22 protein-coding genes and 1 pseudogene are annotated in these 26,098 nt (G+C 44.1%); 1 reads left to right on the top strand and 22 read right to left on the bottom strand.

The window, feature by feature from the left end; all coding sequences use genetic code 11:
- Positions 1 to 190 precede the first annotated feature (190 nt).
- The 20 genes and pseudogenes from BMW94_RS12360 to BMW94_RS12265 form a co-directional block, all read right to left on the bottom strand.
- A complete protein-coding gene (locus BMW94_RS12360) occupies positions 191 to 1,264 on the bottom strand; it encodes an AI-2E family transporter (protein ID WP_090998685.1) in 1,074 nt (357 codons plus the stop codon).
- Positions 1,265 to 1,484: 220 nt separating this feature from the next.
- Complete coding sequence (locus BMW94_RS12355) at positions 1,485 to 2,279, bottom strand: ABC transporter permease (protein WP_090998683.1); 795 nt, start codon at positions 2,277 to 2,279, stop codon at positions 1,485 to 1,487.
- On the bottom strand, positions 2,272 to 3,180 hold the full coding sequence (locus tag BMW94_RS12350; protein ID WP_072734347.1) for an ABC transporter ATP-binding protein: 909 nt from the start codon (positions 3,178 to 3,180) through the stop codon (positions 2,272 to 2,274). Before BMW94_RS12350 ends, BMW94_RS12355 begins: the two co-directional genes overlap by 8 nt.
- A gap of 527 nt (positions 3,181 to 3,707) precedes the next feature.
- A complete protein-coding gene (locus BMW94_RS12345) occupies positions 3,708 to 4,226 on the bottom strand; it encodes a hypothetical protein (RefSeq protein WP_090998682.1) in 519 nt (172 codons plus the stop codon).
- A gap of 86 nt (positions 4,227 to 4,312) precedes the next feature.
- A pseudogene (locus BMW94_RS31280) lies at positions 4,313 to 4,510 on the bottom strand (VanZ family protein); the annotation flags it as partial.
- 118 nt (positions 4,511 to 4,628) lie between these two features.
- Positions 4,629 to 5,546, bottom strand: coding sequence for an LCP family glycopolymer transferase (locus BMW94_RS12335; RefSeq protein WP_090998678.1), 918 nt, complete (start codon positions 5,544 to 5,546; stop codon positions 4,629 to 4,631).
- Positions 5,547 to 5,585: 39 nt separating this feature from the next.
- Complete coding sequence (locus tag BMW94_RS12330; RefSeq protein WP_090998676.1) at positions 5,586 to 6,917, bottom strand: UDP-glucose dehydrogenase family protein; 1,332 nt, start codon at positions 6,915 to 6,917, stop codon at positions 5,586 to 5,588.
- Entirely contained in the window at positions 6,914 to 8,302 is a 1,389-nt protein-coding gene (locus tag BMW94_RS12325) for a sugar phosphate nucleotidyltransferase (RefSeq protein WP_090998674.1), read from the bottom strand. The genes BMW94_RS12330 and BMW94_RS12325 overlap by 4 nt, the downstream gene beginning before the upstream one ends.
- Positions 8,303 to 8,350: 48 nt before the next feature.
- Complete coding sequence (locus BMW94_RS12320) at positions 8,351 to 9,703, bottom strand: lipopolysaccharide biosynthesis protein (RefSeq protein ID WP_090998672.1); 1,353 nt, start codon at positions 9,701 to 9,703, stop codon at positions 8,351 to 8,353.
- 63 nt (positions 9,704 to 9,766) lie between these two features.
- On the bottom strand, positions 9,767 to 10,774 hold the full coding sequence (locus BMW94_RS12315) for a glycosyltransferase family 4 protein (RefSeq protein WP_254790218.1): 1,008 nt from the start codon (positions 10,772 to 10,774) through the stop codon (positions 9,767 to 9,769).
- Between the two features lie 67 nt (positions 10,775 to 10,841).
- Complete coding sequence (locus tag BMW94_RS12310) at positions 10,842 to 11,996, bottom strand: glycosyltransferase (protein ID WP_090998668.1); 1,155 nt, start codon at positions 11,994 to 11,996, stop codon at positions 10,842 to 10,844.
- A 2-nt stretch (positions 11,997 to 11,998) separates the two neighbouring features.
- Positions 11,999 to 13,306 carry an O-antigen ligase family protein gene (locus tag BMW94_RS30480; protein WP_090998666.1) on the bottom strand — a complete coding sequence of 436 codons (1,308 nt, stop codon included), beginning with the start codon at positions 13,304 to 13,306 and terminating at the stop codon, positions 11,999 to 12,001.
- A 1-nt stretch (position 13,307) separates the two neighbouring features.
- Positions 13,308 to 14,498, bottom strand: coding sequence for a glycosyltransferase family 4 protein (locus BMW94_RS12300; RefSeq protein ID WP_090998664.1), 1,191 nt, complete (start codon positions 14,496 to 14,498; stop codon positions 13,308 to 13,310).
- Between the two features lie 25 nt (positions 14,499 to 14,523).
- Entirely contained in the window at positions 14,524 to 15,486 is a 963-nt protein-coding gene (locus BMW94_RS12295) for an SDR family NAD(P)-dependent oxidoreductase (RefSeq protein WP_090998662.1), read from the bottom strand.
- A 33-nt stretch (positions 15,487 to 15,519) separates the two neighbouring features.
- Positions 15,520 to 16,188 (bottom strand): sugar transferase, encoded by a 669-nt coding sequence (locus tag BMW94_RS12290; protein ID WP_217648184.1) that lies wholly within the window; start codon positions 16,186 to 16,188, stop codon positions 15,520 to 15,522.
- Positions 16,185 to 17,093, bottom strand: a complete 909-nt coding sequence (galU, locus tag BMW94_RS12285) for a UTP--glucose-1-phosphate uridylyltransferase GalU (RefSeq protein WP_063564639.1) — start codon at positions 17,091 to 17,093, stop codon at positions 16,185 to 16,187. The genes BMW94_RS12290 and galU overlap by 4 nt, the downstream gene beginning before the upstream one ends.
- A 258-nt stretch (positions 17,094 to 17,351) precedes the next feature.
- Positions 17,352 to 18,035, bottom strand: coding sequence for a CpsD/CapB family tyrosine-protein kinase (locus BMW94_RS12280; RefSeq protein ID WP_090998660.1), 684 nt, complete (start codon positions 18,033 to 18,035; stop codon positions 17,352 to 17,354).
- Positions 18,016 to 18,768: a YveK family protein gene (locus BMW94_RS12275; RefSeq protein WP_090998659.1), complete on the bottom strand. Its 753-nt coding sequence runs from the start codon at positions 18,766 to 18,768 to the stop codon at positions 18,016 to 18,018. Before BMW94_RS12275 ends, BMW94_RS12280 begins: the two co-directional genes overlap by 20 nt.
- A 48-nt stretch (positions 18,769 to 18,816) precedes the next feature.
- Positions 18,817 to 19,593 (bottom strand): tyrosine-protein phosphatase, encoded by a 777-nt coding sequence (locus BMW94_RS12270; protein WP_090998657.1) that lies wholly within the window; start codon positions 19,591 to 19,593, stop codon positions 18,817 to 18,819.
- Between the two features lie 151 nt (positions 19,594 to 19,744).
- On the bottom strand, positions 19,745 to 20,179 hold the full coding sequence (locus tag BMW94_RS12265) for a hypothetical protein (RefSeq protein WP_090998656.1): 435 nt from the start codon (positions 20,177 to 20,179) through the stop codon (positions 19,745 to 19,747).
- Positions 20,180 to 20,512: 333 nt separating this feature from the next.
- Here BMW94_RS12265 and BMW94_RS12260 point away from each other — a divergent pair, with 333 nt between their 5' ends.
- Positions 20,513 to 20,881, top strand: a complete 369-nt coding sequence (locus tag BMW94_RS12260; RefSeq protein ID WP_024632898.1) for a helix-turn-helix domain-containing protein — start codon at positions 20,513 to 20,515, stop codon at positions 20,879 to 20,881.
- 101 nt (positions 20,882 to 20,982) lie between these two features.
- On the opposite strand, the gene BMW94_RS30475 is transcribed toward BMW94_RS12260, so the two are convergent.
- On the bottom strand, positions 20,983 to 21,138 hold the full coding sequence (locus BMW94_RS30475; RefSeq protein ID WP_161634243.1) for a hypothetical protein: 156 nt from the start codon (positions 21,136 to 21,138) through the stop codon (positions 20,983 to 20,985).
- A 221-nt stretch (positions 21,139 to 21,359) separates the two neighbouring features.
- Complete coding sequence (gene gltB, locus BMW94_RS12255; protein ID WP_090998654.1) at positions 21,360 to 25,958, bottom strand: glutamate synthase large subunit; 4,599 nt, start codon at positions 25,956 to 25,958, stop codon at positions 21,360 to 21,362.
- Positions 25,959 to 26,098 lie beyond the last annotated feature (140 nt).

Here is a 26,098-nt window from a genome sequence, read left to right as displayed (position 1 = left end):
TCTTTTTGTTATCTGTTATATATCAAGTATAACAGATATAACATGAGTGAGCAAGAAGTATGAAAAAAAGCCGCATATCAATCGCGAGGGCAAGTTACCAGGCCCTTCACCATTGATATGCGGCTTATCCATGTGTTTCAAGAGCAAACATTAGTGGTGACACATGACAGAGTTTTATTTCAAATTCCATTCAAAGTTCAGTCTTATCTTCAACAATCCGATAATGGATTTTGCGAACTATAATTTTCAGAATCATATATAAAGGAATAACGATAATCATCCCAAGAATGTTCCCCAGGTCTGCACCTACAAGCAGTAAGATGACGGTAGTCAACGGATGAATGTCCAACTGTTTGCCATAGACATAAGGAGAGATCAGATTATCCTGAATTTGCTGAGCGATAACAATGATGACAAGCGACCAGATCGCCATTGAAGGTGATTCAATGAACCCCACAATGACGACAGGAATGGCTGCCAGCAAAGCCCCTACATAAGGAATGAAGTTCAGGATAATGGATACGGCCGTCAGGAGTAATGCATATGGCAAACCGAGAAAGAGAAAACCAATATACATCAGGATGCCCAAGGCTACATTGACAATGACACGACCTACAATGTAGCTGCTCAAAGCTTCATCGATTTCATGTACCGTCTCTTCTCCATCTTTACGGTAACGTCTCGGGAGCAACAGTGTAAGATTAGTTCCAAATTTGCTGCCTTCCTTGAGCATGTAATACAGCATGATCGGGAACGTCGCCAGAATGATGACCAGATTAGATACGACAGAAAACAATCCGGATACATAATCCGTTACCTGGGCAATTCCTTGACTTAGAAAATCGGAGAAGCGTGAGAACAGATCGGAATCCTCAGGTATATATTTTGAAAGAAAACCGCTCTTTTCGAATTCAGCCAACTGATCACTGAGCGAAGTAACCAGTACTGGGGCATTCTCCACAAAATTCAACAGTTGTTCACGCAGTGAAGGCCATACAAGCACACTGAATCCTGCCATAATCAGCGCAATCACCACATAAATAATAAGGACTGACAGTGCACGCTTCATTTTGTGCCGTTCCATATAGTCGACGAGCGGACGCAGCAGATAATAGAAGAAACCAGCAATCAGCAGCGGAATGATGATGATATGAATCAGCGAGGTCAAGGGGCTGAAAATAAAGTTGACTTTATCCCCCAAATACACGATGAGCAGCAGCAAAATAATTGCTGTGCATATACGGTAAAACTTGTTGTTTATCAAGAAACGTGATCCCTCCATACGCTGCTCTGCCAAATACGACTGCGGCGATAATATGTATGTCATGCAACTTAATACAGCTTGGGCAGCGTGCTCCATTCCAAGCCGTATGCTCATGTATGATTATATGTACCCTTAAATGCTAGTCATGCCACAGCGGATGCTGAATATACTCTCTTTTCCATCCTGAAGGAGAAATTGGGCAAAAAAAAGAAGCAGGCAATTAGCCTGCCACATCTCTTTTGTTGAATACAACCCATGAGATCAACATGAAAACAACATAATATACAGCTAGCACAGCAACAGAAAAGCCAAGTGTCATGCCTGTATTCCCACCGTCAAACATACTAAAGTCCGTCACTGGATCCATATACCGACTGAGATCCATATTATTGAACAGAACATACTTGGCCCATTCGTAACGAACGGGGTTGAAGATCAATGAGAACAAATTCTGTGTAAACATGATAAATAGAGACAAACCGATGGCCAGAGCTCCCGAACGAAACACGGAGGAGACCATAAAGGCAATAGCGAGCGTAATAAACAAGTCCACGTACAGATATCCCCATAGTGCAAATGCGTGTGATGCAGAAGCACCGCTTCCATCCTGAGTTACGGAATGGGAGAACAGGATATACGACATTACGGTTGCCAGAATAACAACAAGTAATGTACTCAGAATACTAAATCCAATCACGGTCAAATATTTGGATGCCAGTATTTTGCTGCGTGACCACGGACGGATCAGCAGAAGTTTAATGGTTCCCCAAGTGAACTCTCCGGCCACCGCTTCAGCTGCAATGACGACACAGAAGATCGTATTCAGGAAAAAGACGACCTGAACGGTAGTAATAGCTGCTTGCCAGTATGGAACTTCACTGGACCCCATGCCTTCATTGAGCAGAACCGGCATCAACAGCGTAATCAATGCCAGAATAGATAACATAATCCAAGTACGCGGACGACGGAAAATTTTCATGTTTTCATTCATAATGAGATTGCCGAAATTACCCAATGCTTCCGCCCCCAGTCACCTGCAAAAATTGATCTTCCAGCGTATGGGTTACGCTGCGGATACCGTATACCTGGAACCCTTCACTGACCAGCCTCGCATTCAAGTCGGGAATCTGCTCACGGGATAAACGAATCACAATGGCATTGCCCTGAACTGTAGCTTCGCTAATTCGTTCGGCTGCACGTGGAGCATCATTTACCTCAAAAGCAACTTCAGTAAGTACGTCCGCTCCCGCCTCAGCTCTGAGATTTCTCACATCAATCAATTTGCCATTTTGGATAATTGCAACGGTATCACACATCAATTCCATCTCCGACAACAAGTGGCTGGATACAAAGACGGTGATCCCTTCCTCCTGACAGAGCTGACGCAAATAATCTCTGAGTTCCCGTATTCCCTGTGGATCGAGCCCGTTGGTGGGTTCATCCAATACCAACAACTTTGGTTTATGTAATATGGCTTGGGCCACGCCTAGACGCTGGCGCATACCCAGAGAATAGGTCTTTACCTTGTCATGGATGCGGGCTGTAAGCCCAACTCGTTCAATCGTCTCGGCAATACGTTCTTTCGTAATACCGGGTGACATCCGGGCAAAGTGAACGAGATTCTGATAGCCTGTCAGAAACTTGTACATTTCTGGATTCTCGACAATAGCCCCAACCTGAGCGATGGCTTGCTCGAATTCATTCTTTACACTGTGTCCCGAGATGATGATATCTCCTTGACTGATGGACATCAGCCCTACCATCATTCGAATCGTTGTTGTTTTCCCCGCCCCATTGGGTCCTAAAAAACCAAAAACCTGCCCCGGAGAAATATCCAGAGTCAGGTCACTGACCAATGATCGGGAGGAGATGATTTTACTGACGCCCTGAAGACGGACGACCGGCTCCTGCTGCATTCCATTTCCTCCTTCATCAACAGACATTCGCATCATGCCCGTTTCTCATATGGAGATAGTGTATCATAATCTTTAGTATATTGTCCCGCAAACTGGGATTTCCCCTGACGTTTCATATGAACTACACACGCTTCACAGCATCCAAGCGGCATTTCACTCCGATAAAATCCAGTGCGAAATACGTGATTGCCTCCACAGTCCTCTTCCTTTAGTTCGACAGAGCCTCTAGCGACCGACACAATCATCCCACAACTGACACAGTAAAAGCGGTCCGTTTCGATCAATGATTTTCCTTCCCCTCACAAGGAGCAATGAAGTCCCTGTTATTTGTCGTTAGACGCTGAATTTTGATACATTTTGTATCTAACTCGTAATTTACTTGACACTGGGACTAATGTCAACCCCCTATAGATTTAAAAAGAAATGAAATGCAAAAAAAGCTCTATAAATGCGACTAAAGTCTCGCATTCATAGAGCCTCTTCAAGTAAAAATGATACAATTTGGTTCATAGTATGGGTTAATACTATCAATTGCTTTTGTCATGCTCGGTATCGATATCTCTATTCTTCGGATAATACCAAAGCAATGTCCAATCGTCCCCATCTTTTACGATATAACAATCCTGCACAATTTTAAATTGACCAAAGGTTCCCGTAAACTTCTGGGTAACACTAATGCGATACGCCTCTGCAAATGGTTTAACGCCATCAATTACCGTAACGTCAAACTCACGCTCTGGTTTTTCCATCTCCAGATCAAAGGTTTCGACCCCAAAGTGCTGCATGAAAATATGAGCTCTGGACTGTAAATAGGCGCTTTTGGGAAAGCGCTCTTTCATCAGTGGATGAAACAACTCCCATGAACTGCCGAAATCACCTGTCTGCTCATATTTGTAAAACTCTTGGGCAATGGCAGCAGCTTCATCTGGTGCATCCGCACGAAACAAATATGGGATAGTTCTGCCTATAAGCCACAACAGCAGCAGCACAAGTGCAATGAATCCAATTTTTTTGAGCAGTGCATTCCGGTTCCTTCTTCGCAGCATGTCCCGTCCCCCTTGTCCTACTCCCATACTTATGATGGATAGCAAGCAAGTAGAAGCGGAACTAGCGAGCAGCATTTCCTGGGAAATCACTTTCTTTTGACTGACGATCGCCTTGGAGACCTGAAGCTTCTGAAAACGACATTAACCCCCATATATAAAGCAATTCCGCCACATCCGCCAAGCAGATCCACGCCTACATCACGGATTGAACTCGTCCGGTTAGGGCTGAACTGCTGAATATATTCATCAATGGAGGCGATAATCGCTACGACGGTCAGAGCAGCAGTGACAAGATATAAATATAAGGTCTTTGTTTTCGTTTATGTTTATGCCCTCGTTTCCCGTAATCCTCCTCCATAAGCAAGGTTCTCACCACTTTCATAAGCCTTTCTTTATTTCTGTTTATTTCTCCAAATGGTCTTGAATTATTCCGTGAATCCGATCCCTTTCCTGCTGATTCACGATGTAATAATAAATCCCATTGATTTTCTCGCCTTTACCCTTAATCTCCACCGTATCTACATTCTCCAGATCATTACGATAATCGAGGAGAAGTTCCTTCATCTCATCAAAAGTAACATCCGTTCTGACATGAGTACCTAGTTCATCAAGCATATTCTGGATATGAAGTACACTGGAGAATTGCATCGTATTCTTAAGCATCTGCTTCAGAACCTCACGCTGTCGATCATTCCGCCCCAAATCCCCTTTCGGGTCATCATAGCGCATTCTTGAAAAACCGAGCGCAGCAACACCATCCAGATGAATATTCCCTTGATCGTAACGCTGGCCCTCATAATCAAATGCAAAAGGATTATTTACATCCACGCCCCCGACCAGGTCGATGATTTTGGCAAAGCCCTCCATATCCACTTTCATATAATAATGGATAGGGACTCCCAAAAATTGCTCAACAGTATTTACCGACATGTCTACGCCTCCGAAGGCATAAGCGTGATTGATCTTATCTTCTGTATTGTGTCCCACAATCTCTGTCCGTGTATCCCTTGGAATATTAAACATGAGCACTTTCTTTTTCCCCGGGTTCACACTCAGCACAATCATCGTATCCGAGCGCCCTCGATCATTTGGACGCTCATCCACACCAAGAATAAGCGCATTAAAAGGCTCCTTACTGTTGATGTCCACTGGTAGCCCACCTCTGCTATCTGTGACCGAGACGGGCTTTACAGGATTCCGGGGCTCATAGATTTGGTCAGCGGTTGATTTAACGGATTGGTAGAGATATATGGCATAACCAAACACAACAACTACAAAAAAGGAAACAATCCAGATAGTAACTTTCATCCACTTTTTCATGGGTTCTTCCTCACTCACATTCAAGATGATGAATAGCGATTAAATGATTGCTGCCGCTTTTCCTTCAAGCTTCGTCAAACCCGGACGACCAACAGAATAATATTGAAGATTAGATGCCTGAACCTGTTCAGCACTATACAAATTACGACCATCAATCATAATTGGATCCTTCATGATTTCAGCCAGTTCTTTCAAATCGATATGAGCGAATTCCTTCCATTCAGTCAAAACGCACAAGGCGTCTGCTCCTTCAGCAGCGTGAAGTGGATTCTCTTCCCACGTGATGGAGGCTACATCTACCTCTTTACGGAAATTCTCAGTTGCAATGGGATCATAGGCCTTGATTACTGCTCCAGCATCACTTAAATGCTGAATGATATCGATCGCTGGAGCATCCCGCACGTCATCTGTCTCCGGTTTAAACGCTAATCCCCACACAGCAATTGTTTTTCCTTTTAAAGATCCCAACGCCTCTTCCAGTTTATGAATGACATGAAAACGCTGATCCTGGTTTACTTGGACAACGGATTTTAACAGCCTGAAATCATAATCGACCATACCCGCGATTTGAATTAGTGCCTGAGTATCTTTGGGAAAGCACGAACCCCCATAACCAATGCCTGCCTTCAAAAAGGAAGCTCCAATACGCTTATCGTAGCCCATGCCTTCAGCTACTCGCGTAACGTCAGCCCCTACTTTTTCACATATATTCGAGATTTCATTGATGAATGAAATTTTGGTTGCAAGAAATGCATTGGAAGCATATTTAATCATTTCGGCTGATCGAATATCCGTAATGATCAGGTTCTCCGTCAATGGCCGATGAAGTTTCTTCAGTGTTTTAATCGCCCGATCACTGTCTGTTCCAATGACAATCCGGTCAGGATTCAGCGTATCCTTGACCGCTGATCCTTCGCGGAGGAACTCGGGAACAGAAGCCACATCGAAAGGCTGAGCTGAAATACTGCTAATCAGCTCGCGGACACGATCATTGGTGCCTACAGGAACGGTGCTTTTGGTCACAATAATTTTATAGCTCTCAATATGGCTTCCAATCTCTATAGCTACTTGCTCTACATAGCTCAGGTTGGCCTCGCCGCTCGGAAGAGAAGGCGTGCCTACAGCGATAAAGATAATATCCGACTGGCTAATCGCTTCAGCAATATTGGAGGTGAACGATAGTTTGCCTGCTTGCATGTTGGAAGCCATCAACTCTTTGAGGCCAGGCTCATAGATGGGCACATTGCCCTCGTTGAGCATCTCTACTTTGGCCTCATTGTTGTCCACACAGATGACCTGGTTGCCGATCTCCGAAAAGCATACTCCCGATACAAGACCTACATACCCTGTTCCAATCACCGCAATATTCATCTTGTTTTCCCCCAATTCACGCAATTTTGGATAATATCTGTCCATTCCATCTCGATTCGTACGATATCTTCTTCCACCAGCTCACTGCCCATCTGAACTTCAATGATTTCAAGTTCGGTGATAGCTCTTACACTATGTTTGCCGCCAGAAGGGATTGAAATGATATCGCCCTGATTAATCGGTTTTAAATCACCATCCAGAATCAACTCACCTTGCCCGGAGACAATTGTCCAAACTTCGTTTCGTTTCAGATGATATTGGTAAGATAAATTTTTATCAGCCCCAATAATAATCCGTTTTGTTAGTACCTCTTCTCCCCGGGAATTCCGTGTATAATCAAGAACTCTATAACAGCCCCAGCGTCGTTCTTCATACATGGGACGTTCCGCACTATCTTTAAGAATTTCTTTGATTTGTGGACTAGCCTCTTTCTCGCTGACTAGAATACCATCCGGGCTTGTAGCTACAATCACGTTTGAAACGCCAAGTACACATACCGGGATATTCAACTCGTTGACCAAATGTGTGTTTAATGAGCTATCAGTAACTACTCCCTTGCCCACAATGTTGGTGCTCATCTCATCTGTCAGCGTATTCCAGGTTCCAAGGTCTTTCCAATATCCATCGTAAGGTGTAACTACAATTTGAGAGGCCTTTTCAACGACTTGATAGTCGAAACTGATTTTCTCCAGCCTTCCGTATTGCTTGAGCATCTCTTCATACTGAATTGGCAGCTCAAGCTGGATCATCAGATTAATCAGGTAATTGAGTTTGAACGCAAAAACCCCGCAATTCCAAAGGGCAGATTGCTTTATCATCTCTGCCGCTTCAGTTTCACAGGGTTTTTCTTGAAAATGTGATACTTTGGCGTAATGGTTGTGTTTTTCGGTTTCATGTGGATCAGGAATAATATAACCGTATTTCTCTGAAGGATGCGTAGGTTTTACCCCGATTAATGCGAGCTCCGCACCAGAATCATCCAACACTCCTTCAAGCTCCATAACTTTATAGAAAAAGGATTCCTCCACATATGGGTCAACAGGAAGCACAGCAACCGTTTCGTTCAGACTGACACCCTGTACCGAGTACAGATAAACAGCTGCCAAGGCAATTGCAGGAAAGGTATCTCTGCGTTCTGGCTCTACGATAAGCTCAACCTCATCGCCCAGTTGACTCCGTAAAATCTCCACCTGCGGCTTGCTCGTTGCAATCGTGGCCTGTTCGCTTAATCCCGTATGCTGCAGTTGCCTCCATACCCGTTGAACCATGGATTCCGCCTGCCCCTCCGGGCCCTCCAACACTTTCAGGAATTGCTTCGACCTCGTATCGTTGGATAAAGGCCATAACCTCTTGCCTGATCCACCGGAGAGAAGTACGATTCTCATGGTTATCACTCCACTCTCTATATTTTAAGCAGCTTTAGTCCAGATTTTTTATCTGCTTCTTTTTAAAATGAGCTTTTCGTTCAGACGCTGCATCACAAATTGAATATCTCCTTTGTTATAGAGCATTTGTCTTATTGGGATTTTATAGATCTTTTTTAGTGAGATCAGAGATACCATAACCCGCATGGTCGAACCTGTGAGCAAAGAAAGACCTATCCCATATAATCCGAAATGAGGGGTTAGAAGTAGAAACAAACTTATGCTTACAGCTACTCCAGCACTTTGTCCAACGAGAATGACTCCTGGGCGACCTAGAGCGTTAAAAGAAGAGGCTAAAATTCCTGCTCCCCCGCCCACAACACATTCAATGGATAATAGATAAAATGCGCCACTGGCCTCCAAAAATTCCTGCCCATACAATAAACCGAGCAAAAAACGACCTACCACCATAGAAGGCACGATAATGATCATCATAAAAACCATATTGGTTCTGAAAGATCTGCCTACTAGGCTGAACACTTTTTCTTGTTCTAATCCAGTAGCTCTTGGAAAGATCACATTCGTTATAGCGGTCTGGAATACATTAAACATACGGGAAAGTGCGTATACAACGGAATAAAGACCGAATTCACGTGGAGTAAGCAGTGCCAAAATAATAATTTTATCGGACTGATTATACAATGTATTCAGCAGTTCCACTCCACTAACTCTTGCAGCATAACTTAACAAGTACAAGCCGGACTTCATCTGACGAAAAACGGAGAAGACCTGCCGTGAAATATGCTCCCTGAGTGAATACGCATAGAAAACCACAACGCAAACGAACGATACAAAACTTACAATTATTGTACGTTCCAACGACAACGTCCCCGTGATCCATAGAGACACGAGCCCTATCAAATTGATAAATGGCGCAAGCAACCTCGCTAAATTGTAAATTTGGAACTTTTCCATCCCCTGAGCAGTAGCTGCGAATACGCCCATTATTAGCAAAACAGGCGTCAAAGACGCGATATATACCCTCGATATGGAAATAACGGACTCCGCATAATTGGATAACCACGAGGATACTCCAAACCAACTAATGACCCCAACCACAATACTGACCGGAATCTGTATCAGGAATCCGATTCCTGTAAACACAGGAATTTGTTTATTATTCTTTTTGATATGGTAGATAAGCGCCGTTGGTAACCCCAGTGTAGCCAGATTGGTTAGGAATCCGGGCCAGAATAAGATAGCTGCCAATTCGCCCTTGCCTTCAGCTCCAAACATTCGACTGGTAATGATTGAAGTTACCGTTGTAATTCCCAAGATGAGAATGTTAGTGAAACTGGTCATTAATATAGCGATGTACATATTTCGCTGTTGAATGTTTCCTTTTGGAGCTAATTCCATCATAACCGTTATCCCCCATGGTTTTTGCTGGTTTCACATATGATTTAAATGGAACATCCAGCATGGCTAAACCGTGTTCATAATAATGTTGACTGTATCTTTAGCACATTTGTTCCAGGAAAATAAACCGGAGCGAATTCTTCCTTTATATGACAATTGCTTACTCAACTCCGTATCTGATGTAATTTCAATCAAACATGAAGCTGCTTCTTGCGGGCTCTGGGGATCGAAATACAACACTGCATCCCCGCAAACTTCGGGTATGGATGCACGAGAAGATACGATGACCGGACAACCCAACGCCATCGCTTCTAGTGGCGGCAAGCCAAATCCTTCATATAGAGAAGGGAAAATAAACCCTGCAGCATCTTCGTATAGCGCCTTTAATTCCTCATCCGTAACATAGCCCACCCAATTGATTGCATCAGATTGTACCCATGTTTGTTCACCAAACACTTTACTGTTCTTAGAGCCAACAATCACAACGTTCAGATTATGAGCTTCGAGTTCGGGTAAAACATCAACAATCAGGTTGAAGTTTTTGTAAGGATTCATCGTACTTACAGCCAGAACATAAGGAGACTTTATCCCATATTTTTCAAGAGTACCTGAAGCCGCCTTTTTTCTGTGAATGTGATCGATCCCCAGATGAGTGACCACCAGCTTATGCTCGGCTATTTTACAGTGCTGGATCAATTCCCCTTTAGAGAAGTTAGACACCGTAATAATTTTTTTAGAGTTTTTACCCAGACGAACCATCAAAAATTTGTACCAGGCCCGAAAAGCAAACGAAAAAGCCTTCGGATAATTAAAGACAGCAGCATCATGGATGGTTACAATCTGATTCTTATTAAAAGCTGGTCCTGTGTTGCACAGGTTTATTAACAATCCCCCTTTGGCATAGAAGGGAAGTTCGAGTTGCTCCCAAAGATGTCCTTTCAATTTACCAACCGCTTTGTGGCGTATATGCTTAAATGCTGGTTCGTTAATTATATTGGAGGGAGATAATAAGCAAAATTCATAACGGTTTCCGTCAATTTCACCCCGATCAATCAATTGATCGATTTCTTTCACAAGCTCCAGCGCATATCGCTGAACTCCCGTCATCGTTTGGGTCAGAAATCGGGCATTAATATATATTCTAATCATGTGCATCTCCAGCTCTCTTAGAAAATTCTAACCCGCTAGTAACGGGGATCTCCTTAACAGAAGCCCCGGTATACGACTTATAATAGAGACCAACAATCTCCTCGTTCATCCTGGCAGCGCTAAATTTATCTTTATAGATGGCATAGCCTGCCTCACCCATGTTCACCAATTCATCCTTGTCTAGATTGTTCAGGGTGTTTAAAAGTTCATATTTATGTTCAATGTCAAAAATATATCCATTCTCCCCATGCCGAATCAGCTCAGGTAATGCGCCGCGATTACTTCCAATGACAGGCTTCCGGTTTTTCATAGCCTCTATGGCTACAAGCCCGAATCCTTCCCATCTGGATGGCATAATAACCGCATCACATTGCTGATAATAACGATCAATTTCGGCATTGTTCACCCAACCCAGACGAATAACGTTATCAGGAAAATCCCATACCTTATCTTCAAGTACGGTGTCACCAATAACATACAAGCGAATATGCTGCTGCAATTCAGGATTCTCGTTTAAGATGTTAAGGACAATATCAAGTCCTTTTTGCCGGTCATACCTGCCAACGAATAATAATTGAATGATGTCTGTCTCCGCTGCGGCTTCTTCTAGGGGAATCACGTTAGTAGACTCCCGTTCGCGTATGCCGCTATATACGAGTCTTGATTTGGAAGGGGATAGACCTCGACGTAAAGATTGTTCCATCTCATGCTGGGAAATGTTAATAATTACATCTGTTTTAAACTCCATGAGCTTTTCTATTAATAGAAACCCCTTTTTATACAACGGCTTGGTATCCATCAAAAAAGCCCAGCCATGGGAGCAATAAAATATACGAGCCTTCTTGGGTTGAAAGAAAAATAAGCCCCTTGCGAGTAGGCCCGCAAATGAGCTATGAACGTGAATAATATCAGGTTGAATGTCTTGGATGACTTGATGAATCTGCCGCATAGCCGAAAGGAAATATTTAGGATGACGTCTATACTTGTAATGCAAAATATGATCAGACTCCAAATCAAAACTCGTAGCACTGTTATAATCACTCATCAGCAGATAAACATCAAAAAATTGACGTTGGTATCCAACAACTTCATTAAGATAAGTCGCCATTCCACCAATGACATATTCACCGATGTGTAAAATCTTCATTTCTATCCCACCGCTTTCTGTGATATATCACTAGAATCAAGAGGCTGAACGAGAGCCATGCCAATGACCATCCAGAAAAAGATGTTCGAAGGTAACATCTCCAGTACATTTGTTGTAAGACTTGCGGCTGTTACACCTGCTATAAGTGCAATTGCCATCTGCGGCAGACGCAACAGGTTAGTAGCAGGCAGCGTATTCATCTGCCTCACCAGAGAGGCGATAATCCACATAAATAACATCATAAAGTAAATCATACCGATCCAACCTGTCTGTTCATAAAGGGAAAAATACTGATTATCCACAGCAAAGTTATAGGAATCTACGCCGATAATATGTGTTCTCCGACTTGCAGCCCCCACTGAACCGATACCATTACCAATAACTCCATTTATCGTGAACGGAGAGGTAAGAATGTTCCCCCATGTCTGAAATCGATCTAATAAGGAATACACAGAAAGCAGGTTGTAGGACTCTAGCATTCGCCCCCCATAGAACACCACTGCAGGCATCATAATGAACGTGCATGCAAGCGATAACGTACTCTTTTTACTATATTTTCGAACCTGAAAAAAAAACATAACCACTTGATATACAATCCACAAAACCAATGCAGAACGAATGGTGGATAACAGCAAAAAGCTGATCGTTAGCAATTGAATGATTCCCCGAATCAGCCGTTGATTCATCGCCATTTTGGTTCGTTCTGCTATTAAACCTGTGATCACCAAAGCATACGCATAACCGTCAGGTGAATATGTAATGGATGACAGCCGCGGCACACCCTCAAAATAGTTTTTAACATTTACGCCATAGACAAAACCAAGTGAAATCAAATTCTCAATGCCAAGTGAATACTGAATCAACCAGCCAACAATTAATAAAATAAAAATAACAAAATTTGTTCTGGTAAACGAGTAAACTCTGTGACATTGTGAGATCAGCATCCCTGTAAACATCATCATCATAGGTAGGAACGTTATTTTAATCCCATATACAAGTGTTATAACATTTGCACCCAGCAACAAATTCAACGAACCTAGTGCAATAATGGATCCCAACAGGAAGAGAATAGGTTTGATAAATGCCTTGTGGCCTCGATATACTTTGCTCAAGGCAAAGATCCCGATCCCCATCATCCCTACGTCCTTAAGGGAACGAATAATGATGTTATCCACATAAATAGAAACCAAACCATAGATCGATAAATAAATCAACAATATATGGATGGTTGCCATAAATGGTGTATGCTGTGATTCCTTTTTTATTTGGATATTCCCATAGGTATTGGCATTAAAGTAATTAATTTGCATATTACCCTCCACGCCTGATTAACTTTTCGTATATCTCAATATGCTCTTTTAGAAGGTAGGCTTCATTAAACGTCTGACTATGTGCGTAACATTGCTGCTTCAATTGAACTTTTTCCTGTTCTCCCAGATGATAATATTGATCAATTGCTTGGGCAATAGCATTCGAACTGTGCGCAGGAAATGAAAACTTCTCCGTATCCAGCAGAATCTCCGCCATGCCTCCCACACGTGATGCGTATACAGGGGTACCCACCTGATAAGACTCAATAACCACTCTTCCAAAAGGCTCATCCCACGTAGAGGGAACCACGATAAGATCCATCTCTTTCATGTGATAGGCAATTTGGGATTTATCCAATTTACCTTTGAAAACAATTCGCTGATCTGACCCAGCCAGTTGTTTCAAATGAGGCCGCAGTGGACCTTCCCCATAAATGTACAATTTCCCTATAATATGTCCAAGACTCTTGACCGCATCAATTAAATATTGAACGCCTTTCACTTCCGTTAATTGTCCGAAATAGCCAATATTCAGCGGCTTGTTATGGTTAACCTGCTTCTGTGTATACAACTGCTGGACCTTGGTATTATCCTCTACGATGTTATGAATGACTTGTTTCGAGGAGCGTTCGAAGAAACCAAGCGCTGTATGACTCCCAAGAATGTGATTGGATATACCAACGACCGATGAAACCATTCGGCTATATCTTCTTGATATTTGTCTATATATCCTGGAGTACGCTGAAATTTTAATAGGATCAATTAGCGAGAAGTCGCGCAGCGTGTGCACGACCGGAATATGCAATTCATGTGCAGCCTTCCAGATCGCTAAGCTAAGACCCGGGATATTCTGTGTATGAATAACTTCCGGTCGTGTCTGTGTAAGATACTGTTTGATGTACTTGTATTGCCTGATATTAAAAATATCCTGAATTCTCCAGACCACCTTGTTAACTGTAGATACTTCCTTGTCAGAATCCCCGATCCAGTACCGATTGTTATACGGTAACCTCGAAATCTCTATCCCGTTAACCAGATCTGTACGTACTTCCCGTTTTTCATGTCCGCCCACAGTAATTACCTTGACATCATAATGGCGATTCAATGTCTGGGCGAGAATTTGTGTTGATATTTCGGCTCCCCCAATAATATGGGGTGGATACAAACTGTGAGCAATTAATACTTTTTCCATTCTTCTCAACTCACTTTAATCAGCATCATGTGGTTGCCTGCAGGATCGACCGATAATGCTCGATCGTACGCTGTAATCCCTCTTCCAGGCCAATCTCCGGTTCCCACTTTAAGATTTCCCGTGCCTTATCAATTACGGGTCGTCTTACTTTTGGATCATCTTCTGGCAACGGTAGAAATACCAAATTACTCTCTGATTGTGTTAGCCTTTTAACCAAATGTGCGACTTCTAGTACGCTATATTCGGTTGGATTCCCAATATTAATAATTTCTCCATTAGCTTCCTCTACAGCCATCAGTTTTTGCAATCCTTTTATATTATCATCTACATAACAGAACGAGCGTGTTTGTGATCCATCGCCATACACCGTAATATCCTGCCCTGTCAGTGCCTGTGTTACAAAGTTGGAAATGACACGACCGTCATCGTTTCGTAGTCCAGAGGAATACGTATTAAAAATACGTGCTACCTTCACGGGAACACTGTGTTTCGTGTAGTATTCATAACAAAATACTTCGCCTAAACGCTTGGCCTCATCATAACAGGCTCTAGGGCCCCAAGTGTTCACGTTACCTCGATAGCTCTCAGGCTGTGGATGAACTTCGGGATCTCCATAAGCTTCACTCGTACTCGAATACAGGAACTTTGCTCCTTTGGTACGGGCGAGCTCTAACAAATGATAGGTTCCTCGAGTGTTCACCCAGATTGTGCCGATCGAATCTGCCTGATAGAACTTGGGTGAAGCGGGTGAAGCCAAATGATAGACTTCATCTACTGGCTGATCTACCAGAAAATCCAGTGAGTCGGGCAACGTAACATCAGCTTCACGGAAAAAAAAGAGGGGGTTGTTAGCCACCTCTTGCAAATTTTTAGAAACGCCTGTTGAAAGGTTATCTATTCCGGTAACCTGATGTCCTTGATCAATTAATGATTTGACTAGATGTGAGCCTAGGAAACCGGCCGCTCCCGTCACTACAACATGTTTCAATGCGATCACACTCCATATTATCTAATGAGTAGGTTAAAATGTATTACTTTTGATCATAACGCCAATGGTTTTAAAAATGATGATGATATCCATCTTCAAAGAGACGTTAGAGATGTAGTGAAAATCATATTGCAGATTATGGTGAATCGGCTCCTTGCGAACATCACTTACTTGCCATAATCCAGTAATCCCTGGTTTCACCAGAAAACGTCTGCGCTCCAGATCTGTGTAGCTTTCTTCTACGATTCGCTTCATTTCAGGTCTAGGACCTATGAAGCTCATTTCACCCTTGATAATATTAATCAATTGTGGAAGCTCATCCAGGCTCGTTTTACGAAGCAATCTACCCAGCCGTGTAATTCTCGGATCATTGCTTGTCGTTGGAGATACACCATATTTCGGCGCATCCGTACACATCGTTCTGAATTTATAAATACTAAATTTAACTCCATTTTTCCCGTAACGTTCTTGTCTGAATATTACAGGTCCTTTGGAATCAAGCTTAATCATAATTGCTGCAACAAGCATGACAGGTGATGTAATCAGCAGCAGCACAGCCGCAATAATAAAATCGATAAACGGTTTTATTACGTCAGCATATCCGCCAACACGCTGGGAGTATGGCTGTTCCAATACTGCCGAAGTGCCATCCTTGGCAAGGGCTTCTCCACTCCCAAAGTATTCCGGTCTTGATAGTTTCACAGGCTATCCCCTCCTGCTACAAGCATTTGGTTCAATTGTTCCTTCATCAAAATCTCTTCAATAGCCATTAGGACTGGCGCACGCAATTCTTTATTTTTGAGAGCAAAATCAAGTGTGGTCAGGATATAGCCCAGCTTCTCACCCACGTCAAACCGTGAGCCTTCAAAATCATAAGCACTAATTCCTTCATCCCGATTCAGCATTTGCAACGCATCCGTGAGTTGGATCTCACCACCTGCACCCACATTTTGTTCTTCCAGATACTCAAATACTTTAGGTGTCAAAATGTAACGGCCCATAATAGCCAAGTTGGAAGGTGCTGTACCCAATGGCGGTTTTTCAACCATGCTATTTACAGAAGACAAACGGCCCTCTGTATGCAGGGGATCAATAATTCCATAGCGGTAGGTTTCACTTGGACTCACGGTTTTCACACCGAGTACAGATTGTTTGACCTTCTCATATTGCTGAATTAACTGCTTTGTGCACGGCACATCAGAAACCACAATATCATCGCCAAGCAATACTGCAAACGGTTCATTGCCAATAAAGTTTCGAGCACACCAGACAGCATGCCCGAGTCCCAGTGCTTCCTTCTGCCTTATGTAATGAATATCAACGTTGGAGGACTTCCGGACTTCTTCCAGTAAGCTGAGCTTTCCTTTTTCGAGCAGATTTTGCTCCAGTTCAAACGCACTATCAAAATGATCTTCAATCGCACGTTTTCCCTTGCCCGTTACAATAATAATGTCCTCAATTCCGGAAGCTACAGCTTCTTCAACGATGTATTGAATGGTCGGTTTATCCACAATAGGGAGCATTTCTTTAGGCATTGCCTTTGTAGCGGGTAAAAATCGGGTTCCCAAGCCGGCTGCGGGAATGATTGCTTTCCTCACTTTAGTCATAAATACCACCCTATCCATTATTATTTTTTTATGTTTAAAAGCATGAGTTGAATCATTTAAATCCATGAAACCATGAAATAAATTGATGCAATTCTTACTTTTAATTTCATAAAAGGGCATTAAACCCAACCTCACATCACACCCTTGACGATATACGTCTAAGGTACACTACCCACAGTGTGACCGAGTGCCTACCTTGATAAAGGTATAGTAGACATCACCTTGACGATATAATCTTTAGTTTAATGTGCACATTCGTTATGCATTTCCGCCGTAATAAGAACTCCGACTTTTGGGCAGTTTCACATTATTCAAGACGGCTCCGAGGATACGTGCGTTCACATGTTCGAGATGGGCTTTTGCCTTTTTAACGACATCCTTCTTCACCTTGCCCGCACTCACAACAAGAATGACACCATCACACAATGAACTAATAATTAAAGCGTCCGTAACGGCCAGAACAGGAGGTGTATCAAATAAAATCACATCGTATTCGTCTTTCAAATCTTCAAGCAAAGCTGTCATTTTACGTGATCCAATCATCTCTGAAGGATTAGGAGGTATAGGGCCGGAAGACAGAACATGCAGCCCTTCCACTCCAGTTTCTCGAAGGACTTCCGTAACTTTATATTGGCTGGATATTACACTTGTCAGCCCCACATGGTTAGGAACATTAAACATGCGATGCACCGCAGGTTTACGTAAATCCGTATCCATCAGCAGAACCTTTTTCCCCTCTTGCGCATAGGTAACTGCCAGATTGCCAATCGTTGTTGTTTTCCCTTCACCGGACAATGCTGAAGCAATCATGATCGTCTGAATCTGACTATCAATAGATGAAAATTGAATATTGGTTCTTAACTTTCGGTAAGATTCAGATGATGTAGATTTGGGATTAGCCATTGTTACTAGGCTCCCTTTTTCATTGGTTAACCGTGGCATACGGGCCATCACCTACCTGTTTTTGAGATGTTGTTGACTGTTTGGAGAAACGAGCTTCTTCTTTTCGGATTCTAGAAATGACGGCAAGTGTAGGAATACCCAGTTCTTTTTCCAGTTCATCCTCTGTTTTCAAAGTATCGTCCAGGTATTCCAACAGGAATACAAACCCTATAGCTAGCAGAAGTCCTACAAGGAAACTGATCAGGATGTTTAAAACGGGATTGACATTAATGGGTCTGGAGGAATCTGTAGGCTTGGCTTCACTCAGAATGGTTACGTTGTCAACTTTCATAATTACGGGGATTTGGGATTTAAACACTTTGGCAACCGCGTTTACCGTTTTCGCTGCTTTTTCAGAAGATAAACCAGTGGCGGTCAAACTCATAACCTGTGATTCGTTCGCAGTCGTTACCTGGATGATCTGTGCCAGTTGATTCCCGCTCATGCCTAGATCGGGGTATGTAGCAGCAACTTTATCGAGGATTGCTGAGGATTTAATAATTTCGATATAGGAATTAATTACCTTAATATTAGTTTGAATTGAACTAATATCCAGGGTCGGCACACCTTGAGCATTATATGCCTGATTAACGATTAATTTGGCGTTAGCCTCGTAAACAGGAACAGTAAAAAAATAACTTTTCACTCCTGCCCCAATACAAGCAACTGCAACAAAGGCAATGATGATCCAAAAACGTTTACGTAAAATATGCATATACTCTTTTAGCTCCATCTCGTATTCCTCCCATTCAAATCTGCAATTATGATGAAGATTGTCTTTCTATCTATGTTTAGCTGGTCTCCAGAACAACAATCTGCGTTTCTTAATCGTGGGCACTTCAAGCTTTACGATTTGATTGTTCCATACCGAGCACGCATTATTTTGCAAATTTTGAACTAGACGATTTCCAAATCGGCGGTCAAGCAGGTGATATGCGGCTTTCATCGAGAATGTCCTTTCTTCCAAGTTATGGGCATCTGATGAAATGAAATGAAATCCGTTTTCTTTGCAAAAATGAAAACACCATTTCTGAACTTTTCTTCCGAAAAGCCCCATGACCGATTGAGCCGTGATTTGACATAGAGCACCTTGCCCAAAATATTCAACCAACAATTCGGGATTGTTCTGGATAGGACGATTTCGTTCGGGATGAGCAATAATAGGAATGATACCCGCTAATTTAAGTTCATGGAGTATCCCGGGGAACTGCGAGGGAATATGGCCAAAGGGCAATTCCAGCAACATGTAACGGCTCCCGGCGAGTGTGCAGCACTGTCCTGCATATAAGTCTGCAATCAGGTTGTCATGCACCCTGATCTCCTGTCCGGGACGGATCTCCAAGCGAATGTTGCGTTTGCGAAGTTCTGCATGTAGCAGGTCCACTGCCTGATTGACCACGTTGGGTTGATTGTTGTACTGCCCGTTCAGGTGATGCGGAGTAGCAATGATCGAGGTAATTCCTGAGGCTGCCGCTTTCTCAGCCATCGCAATGGACTGTTCCATATGAACAGGGCCATCATCCAGACCGGATAAAATGTGGCAGTGCATTTCAACCATATCTAAACTTCCTGAAATAGTATGATCCCCCTCGCCCCTTTATTCATTGCGCAAATGCTTTTGGTGTTAAAGAACTAATGCATAACGCTATGAAATATAGTAAAATGGCGTTAAGTACATGCTTGTTCAGAATATGTTTAGAATGTGCAACTCATATGGTAAAATCAATGTAATGATAGGTTTCCTGCAAGTTAGGTTGTTCCGATGCCTTCTCATACTGAAACCGGGAAACGGTCGGAAATTGAATTTCTCGAATCATTGTATTTAACTGTCCCGTTATATATAGTGTCTGCTCTTGCTGAATATGCAAATTTGAATGATACAATGTGAGCTCACCGAAGGGCTGCTTCCATTGCAACCTTGCGTGGAGTCGTACACATACATGGCTATCTTCTACATCCAAACCAATCAGCATCTCTGGTGATAGTGGCAAGTCCAGGTCGCTCAGGAAGGTGATTGCTCTTGTGTCCATACCAAGCAACAGAACGGGGCGTCTTTTGCGGTCTACCAATTTGCCATGGAACTCCTGAATGTACATATGGACATTTAATTTGAGATTCGCCCATTCCTGAATCATTGAATTCATGGCTTCATTCCTTTAGAATGGATTAGCTTGCAAAGAGTTGCCACTGCTCCTTCTCACAGGTATATAGGCTAGGCAACGTGGTCATACTTAAAATATCCCAAATGATACATTTTGTAACTCCATAGGTCCAATTTACGATACAATTTGTATCATGTCAAGCAGTATTTGGACATGGTTCTTTTGATTTACGACAATATGAGATGCCCTTAGACAGACCTATATACAACTAAGACTAATAAGGCGTTACGATTATGCAGGAAAGCTGCCCTGATCAAACACTTGGCTCAGGATTGTTTCAATATATATTTGATGGCGTTCAGGGGGAAATAGCATATGAGCTACGGAAATCGCATTGCTGAATTAAGGGAACAGCGGGGACTTACTCAAGAAGAACTTGCGAGCTCCATTCATATTACAAGAGCTGCTCTCTCCCACTACGAGAAGAACCGACGCAAACCGGATTTCGAAGTGTTAACGAGACTTGCTGACATCTTTGGCGTCTCCATTGATTATCTCATTGGACGGACGAAACAAAGTGATGTCGTTATGGATGAGGACGTAAGGGAGTTCGTGGACGCCCTTGAATTATCGGATAAGGAAGTGCTGGAACGCTTCGGCCTGATGATTGATGGCAAACCCTTAACAGAAGAAGAGGCACGTCGTTTTATTGCTTTTGTCCGTATGGAACGCAGTATGGATTAAACTCGCAAAGAAGACCCAGTACCGAGAAATACACTCTCCGGTTGCTGGGCTTTTTCATGTCTTGATTTCCCTCCATCTATTCTAGGCTTGTCGATGTGTTGTCAAGCGCGCTTGTTGTTGTCGGAGGATACGAAATGGTTCCAACGCTCCGGGTCGATTCCGCATTGCAGTAAAACTTTCATGATGTCCATCTGGGTTGCTTCGACTGGTTTACCTTTCGGCTTACGATCGCCCCTGTTTGGATGCTTCATATTCATTCCGCTAACCTCTCTTATCTTTATACTTTCCCTGCCCTCCAAAACTAGCCTTATTATACTTGAGAAAGTTCTTCAATGTTGTCGTCTCATGGCGATAGCGTTTTTTGTGCGGGTTCTAATTTTGTCGAAAACCAAATAGGAGCTCTACGACGCCGCATTGGCCGCCATAAAGCTCCTAGTATTCTTAATACAACCGGTTCATGCATTCGAACAGGAAAGCATTAACCTCCTGTACGTGCAAGTTCACGCATGTTGGCTTCAAAAGCAGCCAGCAAAGCAGCCTCTCCGGTCAGGCCTGTTGCCTGAATCCGTTCGATTTGCTCTGTCATTCGTTTGAAGTCCTTCGGTATAACCCGAACAAATTGATCTACAGATTGCTGCCAGTTATCCAGAATGCGCTGACCAGCCGCACTGCCTGTATTGGCAACGTGACGTTGAATCATGCCCCGCAGATCTGCACTTTCAGAGACATCTTCGATACGCTCCAAAAGTACCATTTCCAGATTACAACGTTTCAGGAATGTGCCTTTCGGATCATACACATAAGCAATGCCTCCGGACATCCCGGCTGCAAAGTTACGACCTGTATCACCCAGAACGACGACACGTCCACCTGTCATGTACTCACAACCATGGTCACCTACACCTTCAACAACCACTTTGGCACCCGAGTTCCGTACAGCAAACCGCTCCCCGGCGATACCACGAATATAGGCTTCACCACTGGTTGCCCCGTATAGAGCGGTGTTACCAATGATGATGTTATCTTCGGCATCAAATGTGGCTTTTGGTGAAGGCATGACGATCAGTTTACCTCCGGACAACCCTTTACCTACATAGTCATTGGAATCCCCTTCAACGGTCAATGTCATACCTTTAGGTACAAAGGCCCCAAAGCTTTGTCCAGCAGAGCCGACAAATTTGAATTGAACCGTATCTTCCGGCAATCCTGCAATCCCATATTTGCGCGTGATTTCACTACCCAAAATGGTTCCTACTGCACGATTTACGTTGGTAATTGGAAGCACCGCTTCAACCGGTTGACCAGATTCAAGCGCAGGTTGCGCCAATGGCAGCAACTGCTGCATATCCAGCGTCTCTTCCAATTGGTGGTTTTGATGCTGTGTACGGTAACGTGCAGAACCTTCTGGCATTTCAGGCACATGCAACAATACGGACAGATCTACACCTTTTTTCTTCCAGTGATCTACAGCCTCTACCGTTTCGAGGCAATCGGTACGACCCACCATTTCCTGAATCGTACGGAAACCAAGATCAGCCATGATTTCACGGACATCTTCAGCAACAAAACGCATGAAGTTAACGACATGAGCAGGATCTCCGGTGTAATTTTTACGCAATTCAGGGTTTTGTGTCGCTACGCCTACCGGACACGTATCCATCTGACAGACACGCATCATGATACAGCCGAGCGCAACGAGTGGCGCTGTAGAGAATCCATACTCCTCAGCTCCGAGCAAAGCAGCGATGGCCAAGTCACGACCATTCAGCATTTTGCCGTCTGTTTCCAGTACGACACGGTCACGCAGATTGTTAAGCATCAACGTTTGATGTGTCTCTGCAAGACCCAGCTCCCAAGGCATTCCCGCGTGGCGAATCGATCCTTGCGGAGAAGCACCTGTACCACCGTCATAACCGCTGACAAGGATAATGTCGGCACGACCTTTGGCTACGCCCGCCGCAATCGTTCCTACGCCGACTTCGGATACCAATTTAACGTTGATCTCTGCACGTGGATTGGCATTTTTCAAGTCATAGATCAGCTCAGCCAGATCCTCAATCGAGTAGATATCGTGGTGTGGTGGTGGAGAGATCAGACCTACACCCGGTGTTGATCCGCGAACCTCAGCAACCCAAGGGTATACCTTACGTCCAGGCAGCTGTCCACCTTCACCCGGTTTGGCTCCCTGTGCCATCTTGATCTGAATCTCGTCGGCATTGACCAGATAGTTGGATGTTACACCAAAACGTCCGGATGCCACCTGTTTGATCGCACTGCGACGAGAATCACCGTTGCTATCTTTAACGAAGCGAGCCGGATCTTCCCCGCCCTCACCTGTATTGGATTTACCACCAACACGGTTCATGGCAATAGCGAGGTCTTCGTGTGCCTCTTTGCTGATTGAACCGAAGGACATTGCCCCTGTTTTGAAACGGCGCATAATGTCTTCGACGGATTCTACTTCTTCCAAAGGAATCGCAGGACCGACCGGTTTCAGTCTCAGCATGGAGCGAATGGTCAGCAACTGATCATTTTCGCCTTGCACGAGTTTGGAATACTTTTTATACAGTTTGTAATCGCCCGTACGTACTGCATGCTGCAGCGTATGGATCGTTTGCGGATTGAACAGATGCTCTTCTCCATCGTTACGCCATTGGTATTCCCCGCCGGAATCCAGTACTTTGTCATTGCCATCTTTGTCCGTAAAGGCACGATTGTGATGAGTCAATGCTTCGGCAGCCACTTCTTCCAGACCAATCCCGCCAATTCGGGAAGGCGTCCAGGTAAAGTAACGGTCAACGAAATCTGATTTCAGACCCACCGCTTCGAAGATTTGAGCTCCGCGATAGGATTGAATCGTCGAGATCCCCATTTTGGACAATATTTTAATAACACCCTTGGTAGCGGCTTTAATATAGTTCTTCACGGCTTTCTCATGCGAGATGCCACGCAGTAGCCCTTGCTGAATCATGTCATCCAACGTTTCAAACGCCAGATACGGGTTCACGGCACTTACGCCGTAACCAAGCAACAAGGCATAGTGATGAATATCACGCGGCTCTGCCGATTCCAGCAAAATGCTGACTTTGGTTCTGGTTCCCTGACGAATCAGATGGTGATGCAAACCTGCTACTGCCAGCAATGCTGGAATAGCCGCATTCTCGGCGTCCACACCACGGTCAGACAGGATCAAAATGTTGTGACCTTTGTCAATGACACGGTCTGAAGCTTCGAAGAGCAGTTCCATCGCTTTGCGAAGTCCTTCTGCGCCCTCTTTTGCTGTAAAGAAGATCGGAATCGTCATGGAACGGAAGCCCGGACGACGAACGTGGCGAATCTTCGCAAAATCCTCATTAGAAAGTACCGGTGTATCCAAACGAATCTGACGACAGCTCTCCGGTTCAGGATTCAGCAGGTTACGCTCAGGTCCGATCGTTGTTGCCGTAGACGTTACAATCTCTTCACGAATCGCATCGATCGGTGGATTGGTAACTTGTGCAAACATCTGCTTAAAATAGTTGTAAAGACGTTGCGGACGATCCGACAGAACCGCAAGCGGCGCATCATAACCCATGGAGCCTGTAGCCTCCATACCTGTTGAAGCCATGGGCTCCAACACTTTGCGTAATTCTTCAAATGTATATCCATAGGCCAGCTGAAGCTGGGTCACGTTATCATGTTTTGGATCAGGCAGTTCCGGTGCATCCGGCAGCTCATTCAGATCCATCAGATGCTCATCGAGCCAATCCTGATACGGATTCTCGGCTGCAATAAGAGCCTTCACTTCCTCATCCGCGATGATACGGCCTTGCTCTGTATCGACAAGCAGCATACGTCCTGGACGCAGGCGATCTTTGTATAGAATTTCTTCAGGAGCGATATCAAGTACCCCAACCTCGGAGGACAAAATAATACGGTCGTCTTTCGTTACATAATAACGTGCAGGACGCAGACCATTCCGGTCGAGAGTTGCACCAATCTGCAAACCGTCGGTAAAGGCCATAGCAGCCGGTCCGTCCCACGGCTCCATCATCGTGCTGTGGTATTCATAGAATGCTTTTTTGGCAGGGTCCATTCCCTCATCTGTACTCCAAGGCTCAGGAACCATCATCATGGCCACGTGTGGCAATGAACGGCCGCTCAAATACAGGAACTCCAGCGTATTATCAAACATGGCTGTATCCGAACCATCCGGATTGATAACCGGTTTTACTTTCGAGATGTCGTTTCCGAACACTTCGCTCTCAAACAGCGACTGCCGAGCATGCATCCAGTTCACGTTACCACGCATCGTATTGATCTCACCGTTGTGGATCATGAAGCGATACGGGTGAGCACGCTCCCAGCTTGGGAATGTATTCGTACTGAAACGGGAGTGAACAAGCGCAATTGCTGATTCCACGAGATCTTCCTGAAGATCCAGATAGAACTGTCCCACCTGTTCCGTTGTCAGCATGCCTTTGTAAACGATTTTGCGACAAGACAAACTTGGCAGGTAGAATGAACCACCCTCTGCTTCCTCCGCCGAATAACGAATAGCCAGCTCCGCACGTCTGCGAATGACGTACAATTTCCGTTCAAATCCCAATTCATCCTTAACTTCTGCCGATCTTCCAATGAACACTTGACGCACATAAGGCTTCGCTGCAAGCGCAGAACGTCCCAGCATCTCATCAAACGTAGGCACATCCCGGAAACCCAGGAAGGTCTGTCCTTCATCTTCGATGATCTTCTTAAGGCTCTCTTCATGCGCGCTCCGAATGACAGGGTCCTGTGAAAGGAACAGCATCCCTACGCCGTAGAAGCCCTGTTCAGGCAATGCAAAACCAAGACGGTCCGCTTCCTGCGCAAAATAGCGATGTGGAATCTGGATCAAGATACCGGCTCCGTCACCGGAATTCGGCTCACTGCCCTGTCCTCCGCGGTGTTCCATGTTACTGAGCATGGTCAGTGCCTGACTAACGATGTCGTGTGAAGGTACTCCTTTGATGTTGGCAACAAAACCCATTCCGCATGCGTCTTTTTCGAACTGTGGGTCGTACAGACCCTGTTTAGGAGGTAATCCGATGTGTCTCATGGAACGCAACCTTTCTATAATGAAGTATTTCGGAAAGATCAAGAACATAGGCAACAAGCAACAATGAAACGGGAGGAGCGGGCATTTTCAATATGAATATACGCCTGCTAGATGAACGAGGACGACAGCAATAAAGGCTG

It is taken from the genome of Paenibacillus sp. OK003 (assembly GCF_900109515.1).
GTDB lineage: Bacteria > Bacillota > Bacilli > Paenibacillales > Paenibacillaceae > Paenibacillus > Paenibacillus marchantiae.
This window is presented reverse-complemented; position numbering and strand designations above follow the sequence as displayed.